The organism is Halalkalibacterium halodurans, from assembly GCF_004376175.1.
GTDB lineage: Bacteria > Bacillota > Bacilli > Bacillales > Bacillaceae_D > Halalkalibacterium > Halalkalibacterium halodurans.
Genome location: NZ_SNUY01000011.1, coordinates 20,341 through 36,450, shown reverse-complemented (window position 1 = coordinate 36,450; position 16,110 = coordinate 20,341). Strand labels below are relative to the sequence as shown.

Below are 16,110 nucleotides of genomic sequence, written 5' to 3'. Positions count from 1 at the left end.
ACAACACCTGCTTAAACAAAGTGCAGGTGTTGTCTAATTATTTTTCTATAATATTATCAATTCCTTCAGTGATTTTTTTAGCACCATAATATAAATTATTTATGGCTTCCTCAACACTAGGTGGTCCTTCTATACTCTTTAAAATTTCATCCATCATCTTTTTCCCTGTTTGTTCTGGGTCATTGTGCGCAACTACTTCTTCGACTAGAAGATATATAAGCATATTGATCCCTTGTAAGACTTCTTTATGAGCAGCCATTAACTTTTGGTGTATTTCGATAAATTCTTTTATATGATTGACTTCATTATCAGTAAGTTTTCTTGATGTATTTTCGAGCATTCTAGCGTATTCTTTTGCCTGATTATTTAAAGCCAACCTAATTTGTTCCGCCTCGCGAGTTACGGTTGTTAAGCTATTTAATAGTTCCTTGGTAATGGATAGTTCCTTATCACTATTAATATAAGCTACAAGTTGCATTAAAGAATTAGCAAAGGGAGGTAGTAGTTCTGCTAGCTTCGTCAATAACTTGCTTTTATGATACTCTCTCATGTATCTCCCTCCCTTTTTTGCCCGCAATGAGGGCAAAATATGTATTGGCTATTTATTTTACTATTACAGTTTATACAAACTCTTACCAATATGTATTTACAACTCACACAATGATTTCGATTCGGCAGTAATACTTTTGAACATGCCGGGCATGTCTTAATCTGTAAGACTGTTTCTAAAGCTGCATCAACAGCTTCTAAAACTTCCTTTTCTACTTCTCCTTTTAATTCCTTAAGCCTCTTATCTATATCCAATACTCTTATTTGTCCACAATCGATTAAAGCCATCTTAGTTTGACCATTTAGTTTACTTGGTCTAATTTGAACATACATAGGCATTTTTAGTTTCTTTGGCGTAACTTCACCTGTTATAGGTAAAGCGATCACTACAGGTGACTTAGGGTTCGAATTTCCGATATCATTAGAAACAATAAGAACCCTTCTCTCTTTACCTTGTTCAGATCCAAGAGTGGGCTCTAAGTCAGCAACATATATTTCTCCCCTTTTAATTTTCCCTCTAAAACTCATACTCTTTTCTCCACTTTTCCAAGACTTTCTCTACTTCTGCTGAGGTTGTTACAGAATGTTCTGCTGCATTTTTTAATTCTTCTTCATTCTCCTCATAGTACATATTAAAATACTCCATCGATTCTTCATCTTCCATCATTTCCTGAATTACAATACTATGTTGTTTTAAGTAGTTATCTACCTTTTCTTTAGCAGCAGTCATTAAAATCCCCGTGGACACTAATTTAACTAATAATTCTTTATTATCATAAATTTGAGTCGCCACATTTTTCCCCCCCTTACTCATATTTTCACCTCCTAACTGATGATTGTCAATAACAACCTATGATACTTAATAAGTATTGTTGACAGTTTCTTACTGATCTAACCAAATAAATGCCTTCATTAGACATTACGGACTCACCATGCTAATTGTCCACTTTCCATTTAAAAAAATATATAAGGGCATGAAATATATCTTCCTTCTTTGTTAATATAAAGTTTCTAAACCGCACGTTAGTGATTTGACTAAATGTACTCATTAAAGATGAACGTTTATACCTTGAGGAACTGTACTGATTGACTTCACCGTAGCCAAACATGCTGGACGATTCCATTAGCTCATGCACAAGCTTAAGGCAGCGAGCGTTGTCAGACGTTAAATTGTCACCATCTGAGAAGTGGAACGGATAAATGTTGTAGCGAGCAGGATCATATTTTTCATTGATGAGCTCGAGTGCTTTCCGATAAGCGGATGAACAAATCGTCCCACCGCTCTCCCCTTTTGAGAAAAAGTCTTCTTCCGATACGACTTTTGCTTCAGTATGGTGGGCGATGAATTCAATGTCTACCGTTTCATATTTCGTACGCAAAAAGCGCGTCATCCAAAAAAAGAAACTGCGAGCCATATATTTTTCCCAACGCCCCATGCTCCCTGATGTATCCATCATCGCGAGGACAACGGCCTTTGACTCTGGGCGGACCACTTCGTTCCATGTTTTAAATCTTAGGTCATCATTGTAAATTGGTATAAGTCCAGGTCTTCCCTCTAATGCATTTCGCTTGATTGCAGATAGAATCGTTCGCCGTTTATCGATATTGCCCATCAAGCCTTTTTTGCGAATATCGTTGAACTCGATATGTTCGACGACGAGATGATCCTCTTCTTTTTGCTGCAAGTTCGGCAGCTCCAGCTCGCGAAACAACAATTCCTCCAATTCTAGAATCGACACTTCTGCTTCAAAATAGTCTTCTCCAGGCTGATCACCTGCTCCTTGGCCTTTGCCCGGTCCTTGCTGTCCAGCACTTGGATCACGGGCAATCACGTCCCCGACTTGGCTGTCTCCATCCCCTTGACCGACGTGCTTATTCTTATCATAATTGTAGCGAATTTTATATTCATCCAATGAGCGGATCGGGATTTTAATGACTTCGCGCCCATTTGACATGATGATGTTTTCTTCGCTCACAAGGTCGGGTAGATTTTTCCGTATCGCTTCCTTTACTTTCTCCTGATGGCGGCGTTGGTCTTGATAACCTTTTCGATGGAGGGTCCAATTTTCCTGTGAAACCACGAAATTATGTCGACTCCCTTTCTTCACGCGTCCAACCCCTCCTTCAATTTTGATGGTATTGACATTTTATTTTGTGGACAAATCACCAAATCTGATTCACCGTCATATGCTAATGTGGGTCACGCTCATCGTTTTTCGGAACGTGACTTACTTTATCCTATGCAAAGAAAGGGAAGAGTTGCTTATAAATTCTGACAAATCCCGTAGCAGCAGTGTTATTCTTTTTTTTAAAAAAGAAGGCCTTGATTTTGTCAAGGCTTTCTACACACACGTCCATGCCAATTTGCCAATTCACTAGCTTTTTTTACTCATTGCTTCTTTAGGAAGTTGCCTCTCTCCCATGATTGAAATCCCTATCCAATAGTGGAATATGATTAAATCGATTCAAAAGGGCCAAATGTAAACTAGGTACCCTCGCTCACTTTCGACATACACGTCAACAGGCGGTCGCAACATTTTAAACGTTATTTCTGTCCCCTGTTATGATTGGCGTTCACATCATTAGAGATCGCCTCTTGCTCCTCTATTTCTGCCATATTCCTTCATTCGACTTAAAACGAATGGCTACCGCTCTATGGCCGCCTCCATATTTTTAAGGGAATAGATTTCCGATCCTTTCGGTAAAGCTGCTAGCATAGCTACCTCATGAAGCTTAATGGTACCACCATCGGCACGAACCGTTTTGCCAAAATATAATATTGGCCGCCACTTTTGTAACACTAGTTTTCGCTTGCTCTAGTCGTGATTTATATCCCTTTCTTAGAGTATAAAAAACCTCCAGCAGTCGCTGAAGGTTTCGCGTGTCGTACTAATTTAAAACGCCTACTTTTGTCACAGGCCAGAAACGCACTCCTACTTTCCCGACGATTTCTTCTAACGGGACAGGGCCAAAGGCGCGACTGTCTGAGCTTCTTGGACGATTATCCCCGAGAACAAACACATATCCATCTGGAATGGGTTCTTCCACAACAAAATCTTGCGTGTATTTTCCAGGTCGTCCTTCTTTCCATTCGTCTAAGTATGGTTCCTCGTAAGGCTCATCATTAATGTAGAGAATGTCATCTTCCATTCGAATTGTGTCCCCTGGTAAACCAATGATCCGCTTTATGTAATCATCTGTTTCCGTTGCATGAAAGACAATTAAATCAAACCGTTTCGGTTCAGAAAACTCATAGCTAAGTTTATTCACTATAAACATTTCGCCTTCATAGGCTGTTGGTTCCATCGATTCCCCACGTACCTCATAGCTTACAAACACAAATGAACGAATCAAAACCGCAAGTAGCAAAGCAATCAAGATGGCTTTTATCCATTCATTTATATCACTTTTCTTTGTATCCACAAGCAGTGCCTCCACATGTCTTTTCCTTTAATTTACCACTCTTAGGGTGAAGACACAATCTTCTTTTTTCTGAATCTCTTAATTAAGTCCTTTTGTCGGATAAGTGAACCTTCACTGGTAACGTCGTGCTTATGGAACCTAACATGTTTGCTTTTTAACAAACAAAAAGAGGCCCCTATTTGAGGGACCTAAGAAATTTTAACGGTTGAGCAGGCTGCCGACATAGCGAAGCAACTCATTAGCAGACACAGAATTGTACCCATGTTCATCGATTAAACGAGCAATGACTTCATTGATTTTCTTTAGCTGTGACTCATCTGGTGTTTTTGCGGACGTTGTAATCTTAACAATATCTTTCAAGTCAGCAAATAATTTTTTCTGGATGGCTTCACGAAGCCGTTCATGTGAATTGTAATCAAATTTCTTCCCTTTTCGGGCATATGCCGAAATTCGAATAAGAATTTCTTCACGAAAGGCTTTTTTCGCATTTTCGGAAATACCGATCTGCTCCTCAATGGAGCGCATTAATTTTTCATCAGGCTGCATTTCCTCTCCTGTAAGTGGATCGCGGAGCTTTGATTTATTGCAGTATGCCTCCACATTATCGAGATAGTTATCCATTAACGTTTTCGCTGATTCTTCATACGAATAAACAAACGCTTTTTGTACTTCTTTCTTCGCAATGTCATCATACTCGCGCCGCGCGATGGCGATAAAGTCCATGTAGCGTTCTTTGTCTTCTTTTGAGATCGATGCGTGCTGATCTAACCCTTCCTTGATCGAACGTAGAACATCGAGCGCGCTAATTGACGTTAGCTGCTTACGAATAATCGCAGATGAAATTCGGTTGATCACATAACGGGGGTCAATGCCGCTCATGCCTTCATCTTCATATTCTTTGCGTAACTCCTCCACATCTTGCACATTGTAGCCTTCAACCGCTTCCCCGTCGTACAGTCGCATTTTCTTTAGAAGATCAACGCCTTGCTTCTTCGGCTCCTTCAGTCTCGTTAAAATCGTAAAAATTGCCGCCACTTTTAACGCATGAGGCGCAATATGAACATTAGACAGATCGCTATCCTCAATCATTTTCTCGTAAATTCGTTCTTCTTCTGACACGCGCAAATTGTACGGAATTTTCATGACGATGATCCGCGAATGGAGCGCCTCATTCTTTTTGTTGGCAATAAACGAACGGTATTCCGATTCATTCGTGTGGGCGACGATCATTTCATCCGCGCTAATGAGTGCAAACCTTCCCGCTTTAAAATTCCCCTCCTGCGTAAGGGAAAGTAGATGCCAGAGAAATTTCTCATCGCACTTTAACATCTCCTGAAATTCCATTAAGCCACGATTGGCTTTATTTAACTCTCCGTCAAATCGATATGCTCGCGGATCCGATTCTGAGCCATATTCGGCAATCGTTGAAAAGTCAATGCTACCCGTTAAGTCAGCAATGTCTTGAGATTTCGGATCAGACGGACTGAACGTACCGATCCCGCAGCGCTTATCCTCCGAGAAAAAGATCCGCTCCACGATCACATCTTCAATTCGTCCACCATACTCTTCTTGCAGACGCATCATGTTCAACGGTGATAAATTCCCTTCAATACGTATTCCGTATTCTTCATAGAAATCACGGCGTAAATGCTGAGGAATTAAATGGAGAGGGTCCTCATGCATCGGGCAGCCTTTAATCGCATACACCGCTCCCCGTTCGGTTCGAGAATAGTTTTCCAGGCCTCGCTTGAGCATTGTCACAATCGTCGATTTCCCCCCACTGACTGGACCCATTAACAGTAATATCCGTTTACGTACATCCAACCGTTTAGCCGCTGAATGAAAATATTCTTCTACTAATTTCTCAATCGAATCTTCTAAGCCAAAAATTTGATCGCTAAAAAAGCTATATGTTTTTCGACCATCTTTCTCCTCGAAACCAGCATCTTTAATCATGTTATACACGCGGGCATGCGCCGTTTGTGCAACCCATGGTTTCTCCTTTAACAGAGCCAAATAATCCGCAAACGTCCCTTCCCACTTAAGTCGTTCTTCCTCTTCTCTGTACTGTTCGACTTTTTTTAAAATATCCATCAGGTCAACCTCCATCCGTGGTCAAGAGCGATTAATTCAATCTATGCACGTAAAAGGTTGTTGATTCACCCTAATTTCGAATTCCCCACCTTTTATAGAAGCCTTATCAATTGAAAAAAGGCGCACGGAATCGCCGTGCACCTTTCGATTTCTTTAGTTTACTGTAAAGCGGCTTTCATTTCGTCAATCATCTGTTCAACGGATACGAGTCCGCCGCCCGAAATATACCAGTAGTCAGGGGTTAAATAATGAATATTTCCTTCTTCATATGCCGTTGTTTGCTGGACTAGTTCATTTTCAATATTGGTCTCTTCTCCTTCTTGTACGACAGCTCCACGATCGATCACGAATAGATGATCTGGGTTTTTCTCTACAATATACTCAAAGGAGATGCTTTGTCCATGGTTGGACACTTCAATGTTTTCATCTACTGGGGTCACACCAAACTCATCATGGATGACACCAAAGCGTGAACCTGGACCGTAAGCGCTCACGTTCCCATCATTCGCTAGCACAATTAACCCTGTTTCTTCTTTCTCTGCTGCTAATTGCTGTACTTCCTCAATATTAGCCTCTAGACTCGCCAACGCTTCTTCCACTTCAGTTTCTTTACCGAAGATTTCACCTAAGGTTTCCATGTTGGAACGGAATGATTCAAGATAGTTTTCTGTGTCAAGGCCAACGAATAAAGTTGGGGCAATGTCACTTAACTCGTCGTACGCTTCTGATGTCCGCCCAGAAATGATAATTAAATCAGGTTGAAGATCATAGATCGTTTCAAAATCTGGTTCAAATAGCGTCCCTACGTTGGCATACGTTTCCTCTTCATACTGAGATAAGTATGCTGGCACGTTGGCTTGTGGGACTCCCGCTACTTCGACACCTAAACGGTCAAGAGAATCTAATGTCCCAAAGTCAAACACAACAACGGTTTCAGGATTTTTTGGTATGACTGCCTCCCCAAGGTCATGTTGAACGGTTACCTCACCGCCTGCTTCTGTTTCTACCATTTCCTCTTCTACTGTGTCTTGAGCGGCTTCCTCTTGCTCAGCATCAGCTGGCTCTGCGGTATCATCAGCTCCGCATGCTACCATTAATAGTGACACGATCCCTACTACAATTGCCATATAGAACGGTTTTTTTCTCACGTTCCCCAACTCCTTTTTTATGTCTATATTTTTACGTGAAGTACACGCAAATTTTTTGATCGTTAATACAATTAACCTCCATGTCCATATCGTAAATGTCCCGAAGAGCTTCACGGTCAATAATCTCGTTTTTTGGACCTTGTCGCACAACTTTTCCATTTTTCAATGCGACAATATAATCTGAATAACAGGAAGCAAAGTTAATGTCATGTAAAACAATAACGACTGTTTTCCCTAATTCCTCGACCATTTGTCTGAGCACTTTCATAATTTGAACGGAGTGCTTCATATCAAGGTTGTTTAATGGTTCATCCAAAAGGACATAGTCCGTATCTTGGGCAATCACCATCGCGATAAACGCCCGTTGCTTTTGTCCACCACTGAGCTGATCTAAATAGCGATCTTCTAAGTCAGTAAGGTCCATGTAACGGATCGCTTCATCAATTAGACGATGGTCTTCTTTCATTAAGGCCCCTTGAGAATACGGGAAACGCCCAAACGAAACGAGATCCTTCACAGTTAAACGAATGTTAATAATATTGGCCTGTTTTAAAATGGATAGCATTTTCGCCAACTCTCGGCTATCGTACTGGGTTACTTCATGCTGGTCGATTAGAATCTGACCTGCATCCTTTTTTAACAAGCGACTAACCATGGAAAGCAACGTACTTTTGCCTGCCCCATTCGGTCCGATGAAGGACGTAATTTTTCCTTGAGGGATGCAAACAGACACATCGTCTATCACTAATTTTTCTCCATATTGCTTTGTCACTTGTTGAATGTCTACCATTTTTTATTCTCCTTTAATAAAAGATAGAGGAAATACACACCGCCAATAAAATTAATGATGACGCTAAGAGGCGTTGAAAATGTAAAGACGTGCTGGACAATTAGCTGCCCGCCAATGAGAGCGATCGTGCTGATTAAGATCGCACCGATGATGATCTCACGATGTTTGTGTGTCCGCATAAACTCGTACGCGACATTGGCAACGAGCAATCCAAGGAATGTAATCGGACCAACGAGTGCTGTTGCAATCGAAATGAAAATGGCAACAACGATCAACAATCGTTTGATCACCGAATCATACGGAATTCCTAAATTAACCGCATGCTCTCTCCCTAGCGAAAGTACATCTAAAAACTTGAAATATTTGTAACAATAAATCGTGATTCCAATAAATAAAGCAATGGCTAAATAAAGCAGGTCCGTATTGATGTTATTAAAGCTGGCAAACATTCGGTTTTGCACGGTTTGAAACTCATTCGGATCAATGAGTACTTGCATGAAGGTGGACAGGCTGGAAAACAACGTTCCGAGCACTAAGCCAATGAGCAAAAGTAAAAATAAGTGCTGTCCTTCTCTGCGAAACAAAAGCTTGTAGAACAAGCCCGCAAATAAGATCATCATCCCGACCGACAATAAAAAGTTAACATGTCGATCGATGACCAAAAAACTTGTAGACCCGAACACGAAGATAATGAACGTTTGAATCAGCATGTACAACGAATCTAAGCCGATGATGCTCGGCGTTAAAATTCGGTTATTCGTAATCGTTTGGAACACAACAGTAGAGAAAGCAATGGCAGCTCCGGTAACGGCAATTGCTGCAACAGAAGCGCCTCTTCTCGGCAACGCATACTCCCAGTTGTTCACACCGATCGTTAAAAAGAGTCCGATCAACACAATGTTCAGGACTGTTAAGGAAATGATTTTTGCTTTAAAACCCATATTTATGTCTCCTTAACAGCATGTATAGGAAAATCGCACTTCCGATCACACCAACCGTCAGCCCAATCGCTATCTCATAAGGATAAATAATGACCCGACCGATAATATCGCACAAAAGAACAAACAATGCGCCTAACAAGGCGGTATATGGTAGATTTTTTCGCAAATTATCCCCTTTGTAGATCGATACGATATTTGAAATGATTAATCCAAGAAAGGGAATCATCCCTACAGTCAACACGACGACAGATGTAACTAAAGCTACAATGACCAGTCCGATATTCACTACTTGCTTATATTTTAAGCCTAAGTTGACAGCGAACTCTTCTCCCATTCCTGCTACAGTGAAACGATTGGCAAACACATAAGCTAGAATGAGAACGGGGATACTTATGTACAACAGTTCATACTGTCCCTTGATCATTAAGGCGAAATTTCCTTGAAGCCATGCCGACATGTTCTGTATTAGATCATAGCGATAAGCAAAGAAAGTCGTGATTGAACTAATGATGCTTCCAAACATGAGGCCAACGAGGGGAATAAAAATCGGGTCCTTAAACTTCATTCGATCAAGTAACATCATAAAAATGAACGTCCCAGCCAAGGCAAATAAAAAAGCGACAAAAATTTTCTCGATCGGTCCTGCTGAAGCAAACAGGATCATCGAAACTAAGATGCCTAGGCGAGCAGAATCAAGTGTTCCCGCTGTTGTTGGTGAAACAAACCGATTTCGTGTAAGCTGCTGCATGATCAAACCGCAAACGCTCATGCCAATGCCGGCAATTAAAATGCTCATCAACCGTGGTAGTCTGCTTGTGAAAAGAATTTGCCATTGTCCCTCATCCATTCGCAGCAGGCCGGAAAGCGTGACTTCACTCACGCCGATAAACAACGAACAGATGGAGAAAAGAAGTAAAGCAGGCAAGAGATAACGTTTCTTCATGACATCTTCCTTCCAACAGAAACACCTAAAAGTGATAATCATTATCAGTGAAAATGATAAGCATTATCATTTATTTTGTCAACAAACATGCATTTCAAGCATTCTTTGGAAGCAGGTCGTGCCACGACAGTCATTTGGACTAGATGTGAAGAGATTCTCTAGTTCGGCAAAAATGTGACAATCCTGTAAACTTTCTCTTAGTGCCTAATACATGCCCTTTGAATTTCAGATCAACGTTTCCCTTGTGGACGGTTTTCCGTTATAATAAAATGTAGCGAAGGATGGCTAAAGGAGGACGACAATGAATACGATTCTGATTCTTGGCGTTTGTCTTGCATTTCTTGTTTCGATTTTCACAGCAGGATATGAAGACAATCCTCATAAAAACTAAGAAAAATCCCCCCCGTAGCTGCAGGGGGGATTTTTGTATGCTTTAAGTTAATCCGGCAAAACCTTGTTGGCGAATCGCCTCATAGATGACAATCGCTGCCGTATTGGATAAATTCAATGAACGGACATTGTCTGTTTGTGGAATGCGGAAACAACGGTCCAGATGTTGTTCGATTAGCTCATTCGGCAATCCAGTCGTTTCTCTTCCGAAAACAAATAAGTGATCCTTTGAACCATCACTATAATCAAAATCAGCATAGTTTTTTGAGCCAACAGTCTCAATAAAATAAAACTCACCATCGGGAAACGTAGCAAACAACTCATCAACCGAATCATAGTAATGAATGTTTACATTAGGCCAATAGTCGCAGCCTGCGCGCTTTAACATGCGATCATCCGTTGAAAAACCGAGCGGGCGAATTAGATGTAATTCTGTATTTGTTCCAGCACATGTCCGGGCAATATTCCCCGTATTGGCTGGAATTTCTGGTTGATATAGAACGATATGTAACCCCACGATTTGCACCTCTTTTTTTAAACTTCGGACCTTATTATATCACTAGTTTCACCCTTTGATCATGTTTAAAACCGATCAACAATATGAAAGAACTTATATTGAATGTTCGGTGTATACGCTGTCGAGTCCTCATAGGCCCAATAACGCATCCGGCTATTTGTGGTTTGTGCATTAACGAGTGGATCACCATTTACGTCTTTAGCGACAACAATCGTCGTATGCTGCCATCTACCATCCCCATTAAAATCATAACAAATCACATCACCTGGAATGAGATCACGGGGACTTTTTCGCTCTTCCCCACGCAGCCCCGTTCTAGCCCCGCTTAAATGCCAGCGCATCGCATTTGCCACCGTCCAGCTGTAGCTCCAATTGTTGTTTTGGTACCACCATCCCTTCGATCGGTTCGGTGCTCCCGTCGTCGGAGCCCCTCCTGCTCGAAGGCACTGAGAGATGAAATTGGTACAATTGTTCTCAAAGTTTTTATAGTTCGGGTTGTAATCGTTCCACCAGCGTTCAGCATAGCGGATCGCCTCCCTTCGATCGTAGCTCGAACGCTGAGCGACAGGTGATGTGAGAAACACTGTTTGAGTATCGGAATGATCATATTCTTCCTCAAGCACTGGGATTTCTCGATCTTCTAACAGACCATCGTCAAGAAAAATCGCTCTCCGTTCTTGCTGCTGTTCTTCAATATAAAAGCGCTTGTTCATTCTGATCAAGAACTCATATTTAATCGAATAGTCGACTATCAGCTTTTCATCGATTTGTCGCCTTGAGACAATCGCCCCGTTTACGTTCGCTTTTACTGTTTCGGCCCCTCGATTTTTATCCCGCTGTCGCCGTCGCTCTAGAGAGAGCAAGTCATCTTCATGACAGAGAAAGTCAACCTTCCCGTTCACAAAGCCTTCATTTCGCTTTTCAATCAGTGAATGTAGCTGTTGCAAAGCGTTTCGGCTCATGATTTTCCCTCCTCTTTTCCCGTTGTACTTGTAGCCAATTTTATGAAAGAAAAAGAGGGATCATGAACACATTCGTCCTAAAACTTATGTTAGAAAAAACTTAACTTATCGCCATGACCCTAGCTTTTGATTATCCTTTCGCCCTTACAAACAACTTTCGATAAAGGCACACTTTTGATCCGTTATCGGCGGGCACTCTTGGGACGCCCTGCGTTAAACATCTCTAGTTATACGTTTTTTATCAAACAAAAAAGATGACTCTCCAGCCTGCTGGCTTTCAAGTCATCTTTTGTAAATACAATCATTCTATTTCTACTGTTCAACTAATTTTCTCATAAGCTCCTTCAATGCTAAGCAGCCACTCTTTTTTCTCCAATCCCCCGCCATATCCGACCATTGCGCCGTTGCTACCAATGACGCGGTGGCACGGAATGATGATTGGAATCGGATTTTGGTTATTAGCACCGCCGATGGCCCTTACTGCTTTTGGTGCACCTATGTGTTGGGCGATCTCTTTATAGGAGCGCGTCTCGCCATAAGAAATGGTTTGAAGTGCTTGCCAAACCCGTTTTTGAAACGGGGTTCCATATAAGTCTAGCGGCACATCAAAAGAGTGGCGCTTGCCGTCAAAATACTCCTGGAGCTGGGCAATCACTGGACGAATAGCCTCTTCGTCTTTTAACAGTTGGCATGGAAGCCTATGTTTTTTTAGCCAAACATTTAATGTCACTTGATTGGATTCGAGGGAGCCAAATAAAATTGTACATACACCTTGATCTGTTGAGACGATTGAAAGGCAACCAATCGGGCTTTCCATTTCATCGTACAACAGTGATTGTTCGGCCATCTTTATCCCTTCCTTCCACTTCCTGTCTTGCTCTTATCTTATCGAATCCTCCGTCTCTTTTCCATTCCCTGAATCACCGTAGGCAAGGATCTCGAGCCCTCTGCTGATTTCAGCTCGGACATCCTCGTCTTTTTCTCGTTTTAGCGCATCTTTCAACCATGTTTCAACTTCTGGACCACCAATTTTCCCTAATGCCCATCCTGCCGTTCCACGAATCACAGGTCTAGGATCTTGCCGTAGTAAATCGGCAAGAATCGGTAAGGCGGCCTCCTCTTTAAAATGAGCGAGGGCGAGAATCGCATTCCGTTGAATCGGCTTTTTTCCACGCCATGAGCCAGACACGTGGCCAAATTTCTCTTTGAATTCACGGTTGCTCATCGTTAGCAATGGGATCAGTTTCGGCTTTGCAATTTCTGGATCTGGCTCCATCTCCTCATGGAAGTGAAAATTCTTCCCTTTATTTGCTGGACAAACTTGCTGGCACGTATCACAGCCGTAGAGACGGTTTCCTAATTTTTTGCGATATTTTTCCGGCAGAAATCCTTTTGTTTGTGTCAAAAACGCAATGCATTTTTGCGAATCGAGCTGTCCCCCTTGAATTAGAGCACCGGTCGGACAGGCATCCACACATTTGTTACACGTACCACATTGATCGGTTAATGGAATATCTGGAGGAAAAGGAATCGTTGTCACCAGATCCCCTAGATACACATAGCTCCCGAATTCTGGTGTAATGACAGCACAGTTTTTACCGCTCCAACCGATTCCAGCTCGTTCTGCAACCGCACGATCCGATAGTGCACCCGTATCGACCATCGACAACACCTTCATATCAGGGACGCGTTCCAATAAGAAATCTTCAAGCTTTTTTAAGCGATCGCGCAAAATATCGTGATAATCTTTCCCCCAGGAAGCACGGCAAAAGACGCCACGTCGCTCGCCTTTTTTACTTTTTGGAGGATTTTTCATTTTGGAAGGGTATGCCAAGGCAATTGAGATAATGGAGCGTGCTTTCGGTAAAATTTTCTCTGGGTACACTCGTTTATCAATATCTGGCTCCTCAAATCCTGATTGATACCCGAGCGCCTGTTGTGTTTGTAACCGCTCTTTTAATGTTAAAAACGGATCTGCAGAAGCAAAACCGATTTTATCGATCCCGATCGTTTTACTATATGCAATAAGCTCGTCTTTTAATTGGGCAGGTGTCATGCTCCTTTCCTCCTTTCTTTCGGTCTAAAGGGTCGATGAACGTCGCAAAGGATGATACTATAAATATAATTCACATATTAGGAAAGAGGGATGTTTATGACCAAGCTCACGATTGAATCATCTATTTTTGAACGAGTGCCATCCTTTAAAATCGGCATGATTACATACCATAATATCGTCGTCACACCATCTCCGCAAATGCTCAGAGGGCGACTGCAATTTTTCCAAGAGGAAGTCAAAGTCGCTACTAATACAACTAAGACCGTTACTGATTATAAAGGAATTGTCGAATGGCGGCAAACCTTTAAGCAGCTTGGGATTGATCCGTCCAAGTATCGTCCGTCCTCCGAAGCCTTATACCGCCGAATAAAACAAGGAAAGTCACTTCCAGAAATTCACTCAGCTGTTGACGTAAACAACTTCTTCTCCCTTGAATATGAGTGCCCTTTTGGTATTTATGACGCGGAAAAAATTAACGGAGATATTGTGCTTAAACTAGGAGATATTGGCGCACAATATGAAGGGTTAAATGGACGGGTCAATGCAATGGAAGGAAAGCTAGTTACGTGCGATGCGGAAGGGCCGTTCGGCAGCCCCATCGTTGACTCAAAGCGAACTGCTGTGACCGAAAAAACGACGTCTGCAATTCAAATTGCCTATTTGCGGCCGTCGCTCACCGATCAAGACACGGAAAAGCTTTTAACCGCAGCCGCTCACATGTTTGTCCAAATTCACGGTGGAACGTCTGCTCATACCGTGATTAAAAAATAAATGTTTAAAACGAATACGTTCGGGTAAATGTAAAATGAAAACAGCAAAGGAGGACGAAACAAATCATGAGTCACGAAAAAGTAGCCTCGATCCTGAACAAACAAATCGCAAACTGGAGTGTCCTTTTTGTCAAGCTTCACAATTACCATTGGTTTGTCAAAGGGCCTCAATTTTTCACACTTCATGAGAAATTTGAAGAGCTTTACAATGAAGCAGCGACACATATTGACGAGTTAGCGGAACGTCTTCTCGCCCTGAGAGGTCAGCCCGCTGCAACGATGCGTGAATACCTAGAAATCTCTTCTGTTACTGAAGCCCGGGGTGAAGAGACTGCAGATGAAATGGTCGCTGAAATTAGTAAAGATTTTGATACCCTTATTGATGAGTTAAAAGAAGGAATGGAGGCGGCTGATTCTCTAGGTGACGAGACGACCGCAGACATGCTTCTTGCCATTCATCAATCACTAGAAAAACACAATTGGATGCTACGATCGTTCTTGAAGTAACGTCTGAAGCCCCCTCACTCACGGAACCCGTGTATGAGGGGGTTTTCATGTAAAGATCTCCTTCTAGTACATCATCCGTCCTAACGGTCCATCTTCTTTCACAATAGATGCTAGTGAATAAACGGAAATCGGAAAATAAGGAAAACCATATGCATACGGCATCAAATCGTAGAGCTGAAAATAAATCACAAGTGCTTTATCTGCAATATAAAAAAATTGATTCGGCGCAATTCCTTCAAAAGGTGCAAGCAGCGGCATGTCGCGCTCGGCAATTTGCTGCTTAATCTGTTCATTGATTAGTTGTTGATACGGACTCCCCGGTTTAAATAGCTCGTTTAAGCGATAAGCTTTTCCTGTCATCGTATCAAACGTAAGCGAGCGCAAGTAGGTCATCCCATGGGCAGCTGATTGCGTATACGTATACTGGCTATTCGTTAAGCTAAGGACATGACGTTGGTTCGTTTTTATTTCATATCCTCCTGTTATTTCCGTGTTAGGCTCTGATACCCCCGATTTTCGAAGCAGGGTCCTTACTTGCTGTTCAATCCGTTCATTTATCCTTTTCCTTACCTGTGCATTGGTTCCACCTGTCACGAGCGGAACATAGACGTCTGCTTGTTTTTCAATGAGATGCTTCGTGCCGATTTGAACAGGTAAAATCGATTCATTCACCTTGTTTCAACTCCCTTCTTCCTACTATAACCATATGCAAAGGAGAGCTCGTTTCCTGCAAACAAACGATGTGTAAGCGCAGCATAAATTTTCTTAATATTATTTACAAATCGAAATATTTATAGTATTTTTATAATTGTTTCGTCCTTTTGGCGAACAAGCTCTTTTCTAGAGCTTGTTCAAAAAGCACCTTTTTAATCAAATCATAAATAGAAAATCAGTTGACTACACTTCCATTAATGGTAATGAAAGTAAAATAATTTCAGACAAAAAAATGTACCTTCGCCCCACTCAAAATCGCACCTAAAAAAGGGTAGACTTCTCCCTTGGACCATAGACAATTTTTTG

18 protein-coding genes are annotated in these 16,110 nt (G+C 41.8%); 2 read left to right on the top strand and 16 right to left on the bottom strand.

The window, feature by feature from the left end:
* Window positions 1-37: 37 nt before the first annotated feature.
* From E2L07_RS05550 to queG, 15 genes are all read right to left on the bottom strand, one after another.
* Window positions 38-550: a hypothetical protein gene (locus tag E2L07_RS05550; RefSeq protein WP_134229053.1), complete on the bottom strand. Its 513-nt coding sequence runs from the start codon at window positions 548-550 to the stop codon at window positions 38-40.
* Complete coding sequence (locus tag E2L07_RS05545) at window positions 547-1,077, bottom strand: type II toxin-antitoxin system PemK/MazF family toxin (RefSeq protein WP_134229052.1); 531 nt, start codon at window positions 1,075-1,077, stop codon at window positions 547-549. Before E2L07_RS05545 ends, E2L07_RS05550 begins: the two co-directional genes overlap by 4 nt.
* Complete coding sequence (locus E2L07_RS05540; protein ID WP_134229051.1) at window positions 1,067-1,363, bottom strand: hypothetical protein; 297 nt, start codon at window positions 1,361-1,363, stop codon at window positions 1,067-1,069. Before E2L07_RS05540 ends, E2L07_RS05545 begins: the two co-directional genes overlap by 11 nt.
* Before the next feature lie 121 nt (window positions 1,364-1,484).
* Entirely contained in the window at window positions 1,485-2,657 is a 1,173-nt protein-coding gene (gene yhbH / locus E2L07_RS05535) for a sporulation protein YhbH (RefSeq protein ID WP_134229050.1), read from the bottom strand.
* A gap of 537 nt (window positions 2,658-3,194) precedes the next feature.
* Window positions 3,195-3,350: a hypothetical protein gene (locus E2L07_RS20735; protein ID WP_166740023.1), complete on the bottom strand. Its 156-nt coding sequence runs from the start codon at window positions 3,348-3,350 to the stop codon at window positions 3,195-3,197.
* A gap of 88 nt (window positions 3,351-3,438) precedes the next feature.
* Window positions 3,439-3,972 carry a signal peptidase I gene (gene lepB, locus E2L07_RS05530; protein ID WP_041820349.1) on the bottom strand — a complete coding sequence of 178 codons (534 nt, stop codon included), beginning with the start codon at window positions 3,970-3,972 and terminating at the stop codon, window positions 3,439-3,441.
* Between the two features lie 198 nt (window positions 3,973-4,170).
* The gene (locus E2L07_RS05525; RefSeq protein WP_010897199.1) at window positions 4,171-6,066 is read right to left on the bottom strand and encodes a PrkA family serine protein kinase; all 1,896 of its coding nucleotides are present in this window, start codon (window positions 6,064-6,066) and stop codon (window positions 4,171-4,173) included.
* Window positions 6,067-6,224: 158 nt separating this feature from the next.
* The gene (locus E2L07_RS05520) at window positions 6,225-7,214 is read right to left on the bottom strand and encodes a siderophore ABC transporter substrate-binding protein (RefSeq protein WP_134229049.1); all 990 of its coding nucleotides are present in this window, start codon (window positions 7,212-7,214) and stop codon (window positions 6,225-6,227) included.
* Between the two features lie 31 nt (window positions 7,215-7,245).
* Entirely contained in the window at window positions 7,246-8,004 is a 759-nt protein-coding gene (locus E2L07_RS05515) for an iron ABC transporter ATP-binding protein (RefSeq protein WP_134229048.1), read from the bottom strand.
* Window positions 7,998-8,945, bottom strand: a complete 948-nt coding sequence (locus E2L07_RS05510; protein WP_134229047.1) for an iron chelate uptake ABC transporter family permease subunit — start codon at window positions 8,943-8,945, stop codon at window positions 7,998-8,000. Before E2L07_RS05510 ends, E2L07_RS05515 begins: the two co-directional genes overlap by 7 nt.
* Window positions 8,935-9,888 carry an ABC transporter permease gene (locus E2L07_RS05505; RefSeq protein WP_134229046.1) on the bottom strand — a complete coding sequence of 318 codons (954 nt, stop codon included), beginning with the start codon at window positions 9,886-9,888 and terminating at the stop codon, window positions 8,935-8,937. The genes E2L07_RS05510 and E2L07_RS05505 overlap by 11 nt, the downstream gene beginning before the upstream one ends.
* Before the next feature lie 433 nt (window positions 9,889-10,321).
* A complete protein-coding gene (trmL, locus tag E2L07_RS05500) occupies window positions 10,322-10,795 on the bottom strand; it encodes a tRNA (uridine(34)/cytosine(34)/5-carboxymethylaminomethyluridine(34)-2'-O)-methyltransferase TrmL (RefSeq protein WP_134229045.1) in 474 nt (157 codons plus the stop codon).
* A gap of 65 nt (window positions 10,796-10,860) precedes the next feature.
* Window positions 10,861-11,757: an amidase domain-containing protein gene (locus E2L07_RS05495; RefSeq protein ID WP_010897192.1), complete on the bottom strand. Its 897-nt coding sequence runs from the start codon at window positions 11,755-11,757 to the stop codon at window positions 10,861-10,863.
* A gap of 319 nt (window positions 11,758-12,076) precedes the next feature.
* The gene (locus E2L07_RS05490; protein ID WP_134229044.1) at window positions 12,077-12,604 is read right to left on the bottom strand and encodes a methylated-DNA--[protein]-cysteine S-methyltransferase; all 528 of its coding nucleotides are present in this window, start codon (window positions 12,602-12,604) and stop codon (window positions 12,077-12,079) included.
* Between the two features lie 33 nt (window positions 12,605-12,637).
* Complete coding sequence (gene queG / locus E2L07_RS05485; RefSeq protein ID WP_134229043.1) at window positions 12,638-13,813, bottom strand: tRNA epoxyqueuosine(34) reductase QueG; 1,176 nt, start codon at window positions 13,811-13,813, stop codon at window positions 12,638-12,640.
* Window positions 13,814-13,909: 96 nt separating this feature from the next.
* Here queG and E2L07_RS05480 point away from each other — a divergent pair, with 96 nt between their 5' ends.
* A complete protein-coding gene (locus E2L07_RS05480; RefSeq protein ID WP_134229042.1) occupies window positions 13,910-14,584 on the top strand; it encodes a B3/B4 domain-containing protein in 675 nt (224 codons plus the stop codon).
* A gap of 65 nt (window positions 14,585-14,649) precedes the next feature.
* Entirely contained in the window at window positions 14,650-15,090 is a 441-nt protein-coding gene (locus tag E2L07_RS05475) for a Dps family protein (protein ID WP_010897188.1), read from the top strand.
* Window positions 15,091-15,153: 63 nt separating this feature from the next.
* Here the strand turns inward: E2L07_RS05475 and E2L07_RS05470 are convergent, their stop codons facing one another.
* Window positions 15,154-15,762, bottom strand: coding sequence for a DUF3298 and DUF4163 domain-containing protein (locus tag E2L07_RS05470; RefSeq protein ID WP_134229041.1), 609 nt, complete (start codon window positions 15,760-15,762; stop codon window positions 15,154-15,156).
* Between the last annotated feature and the right edge of the window lie 348 nt (window positions 15,763-16,110).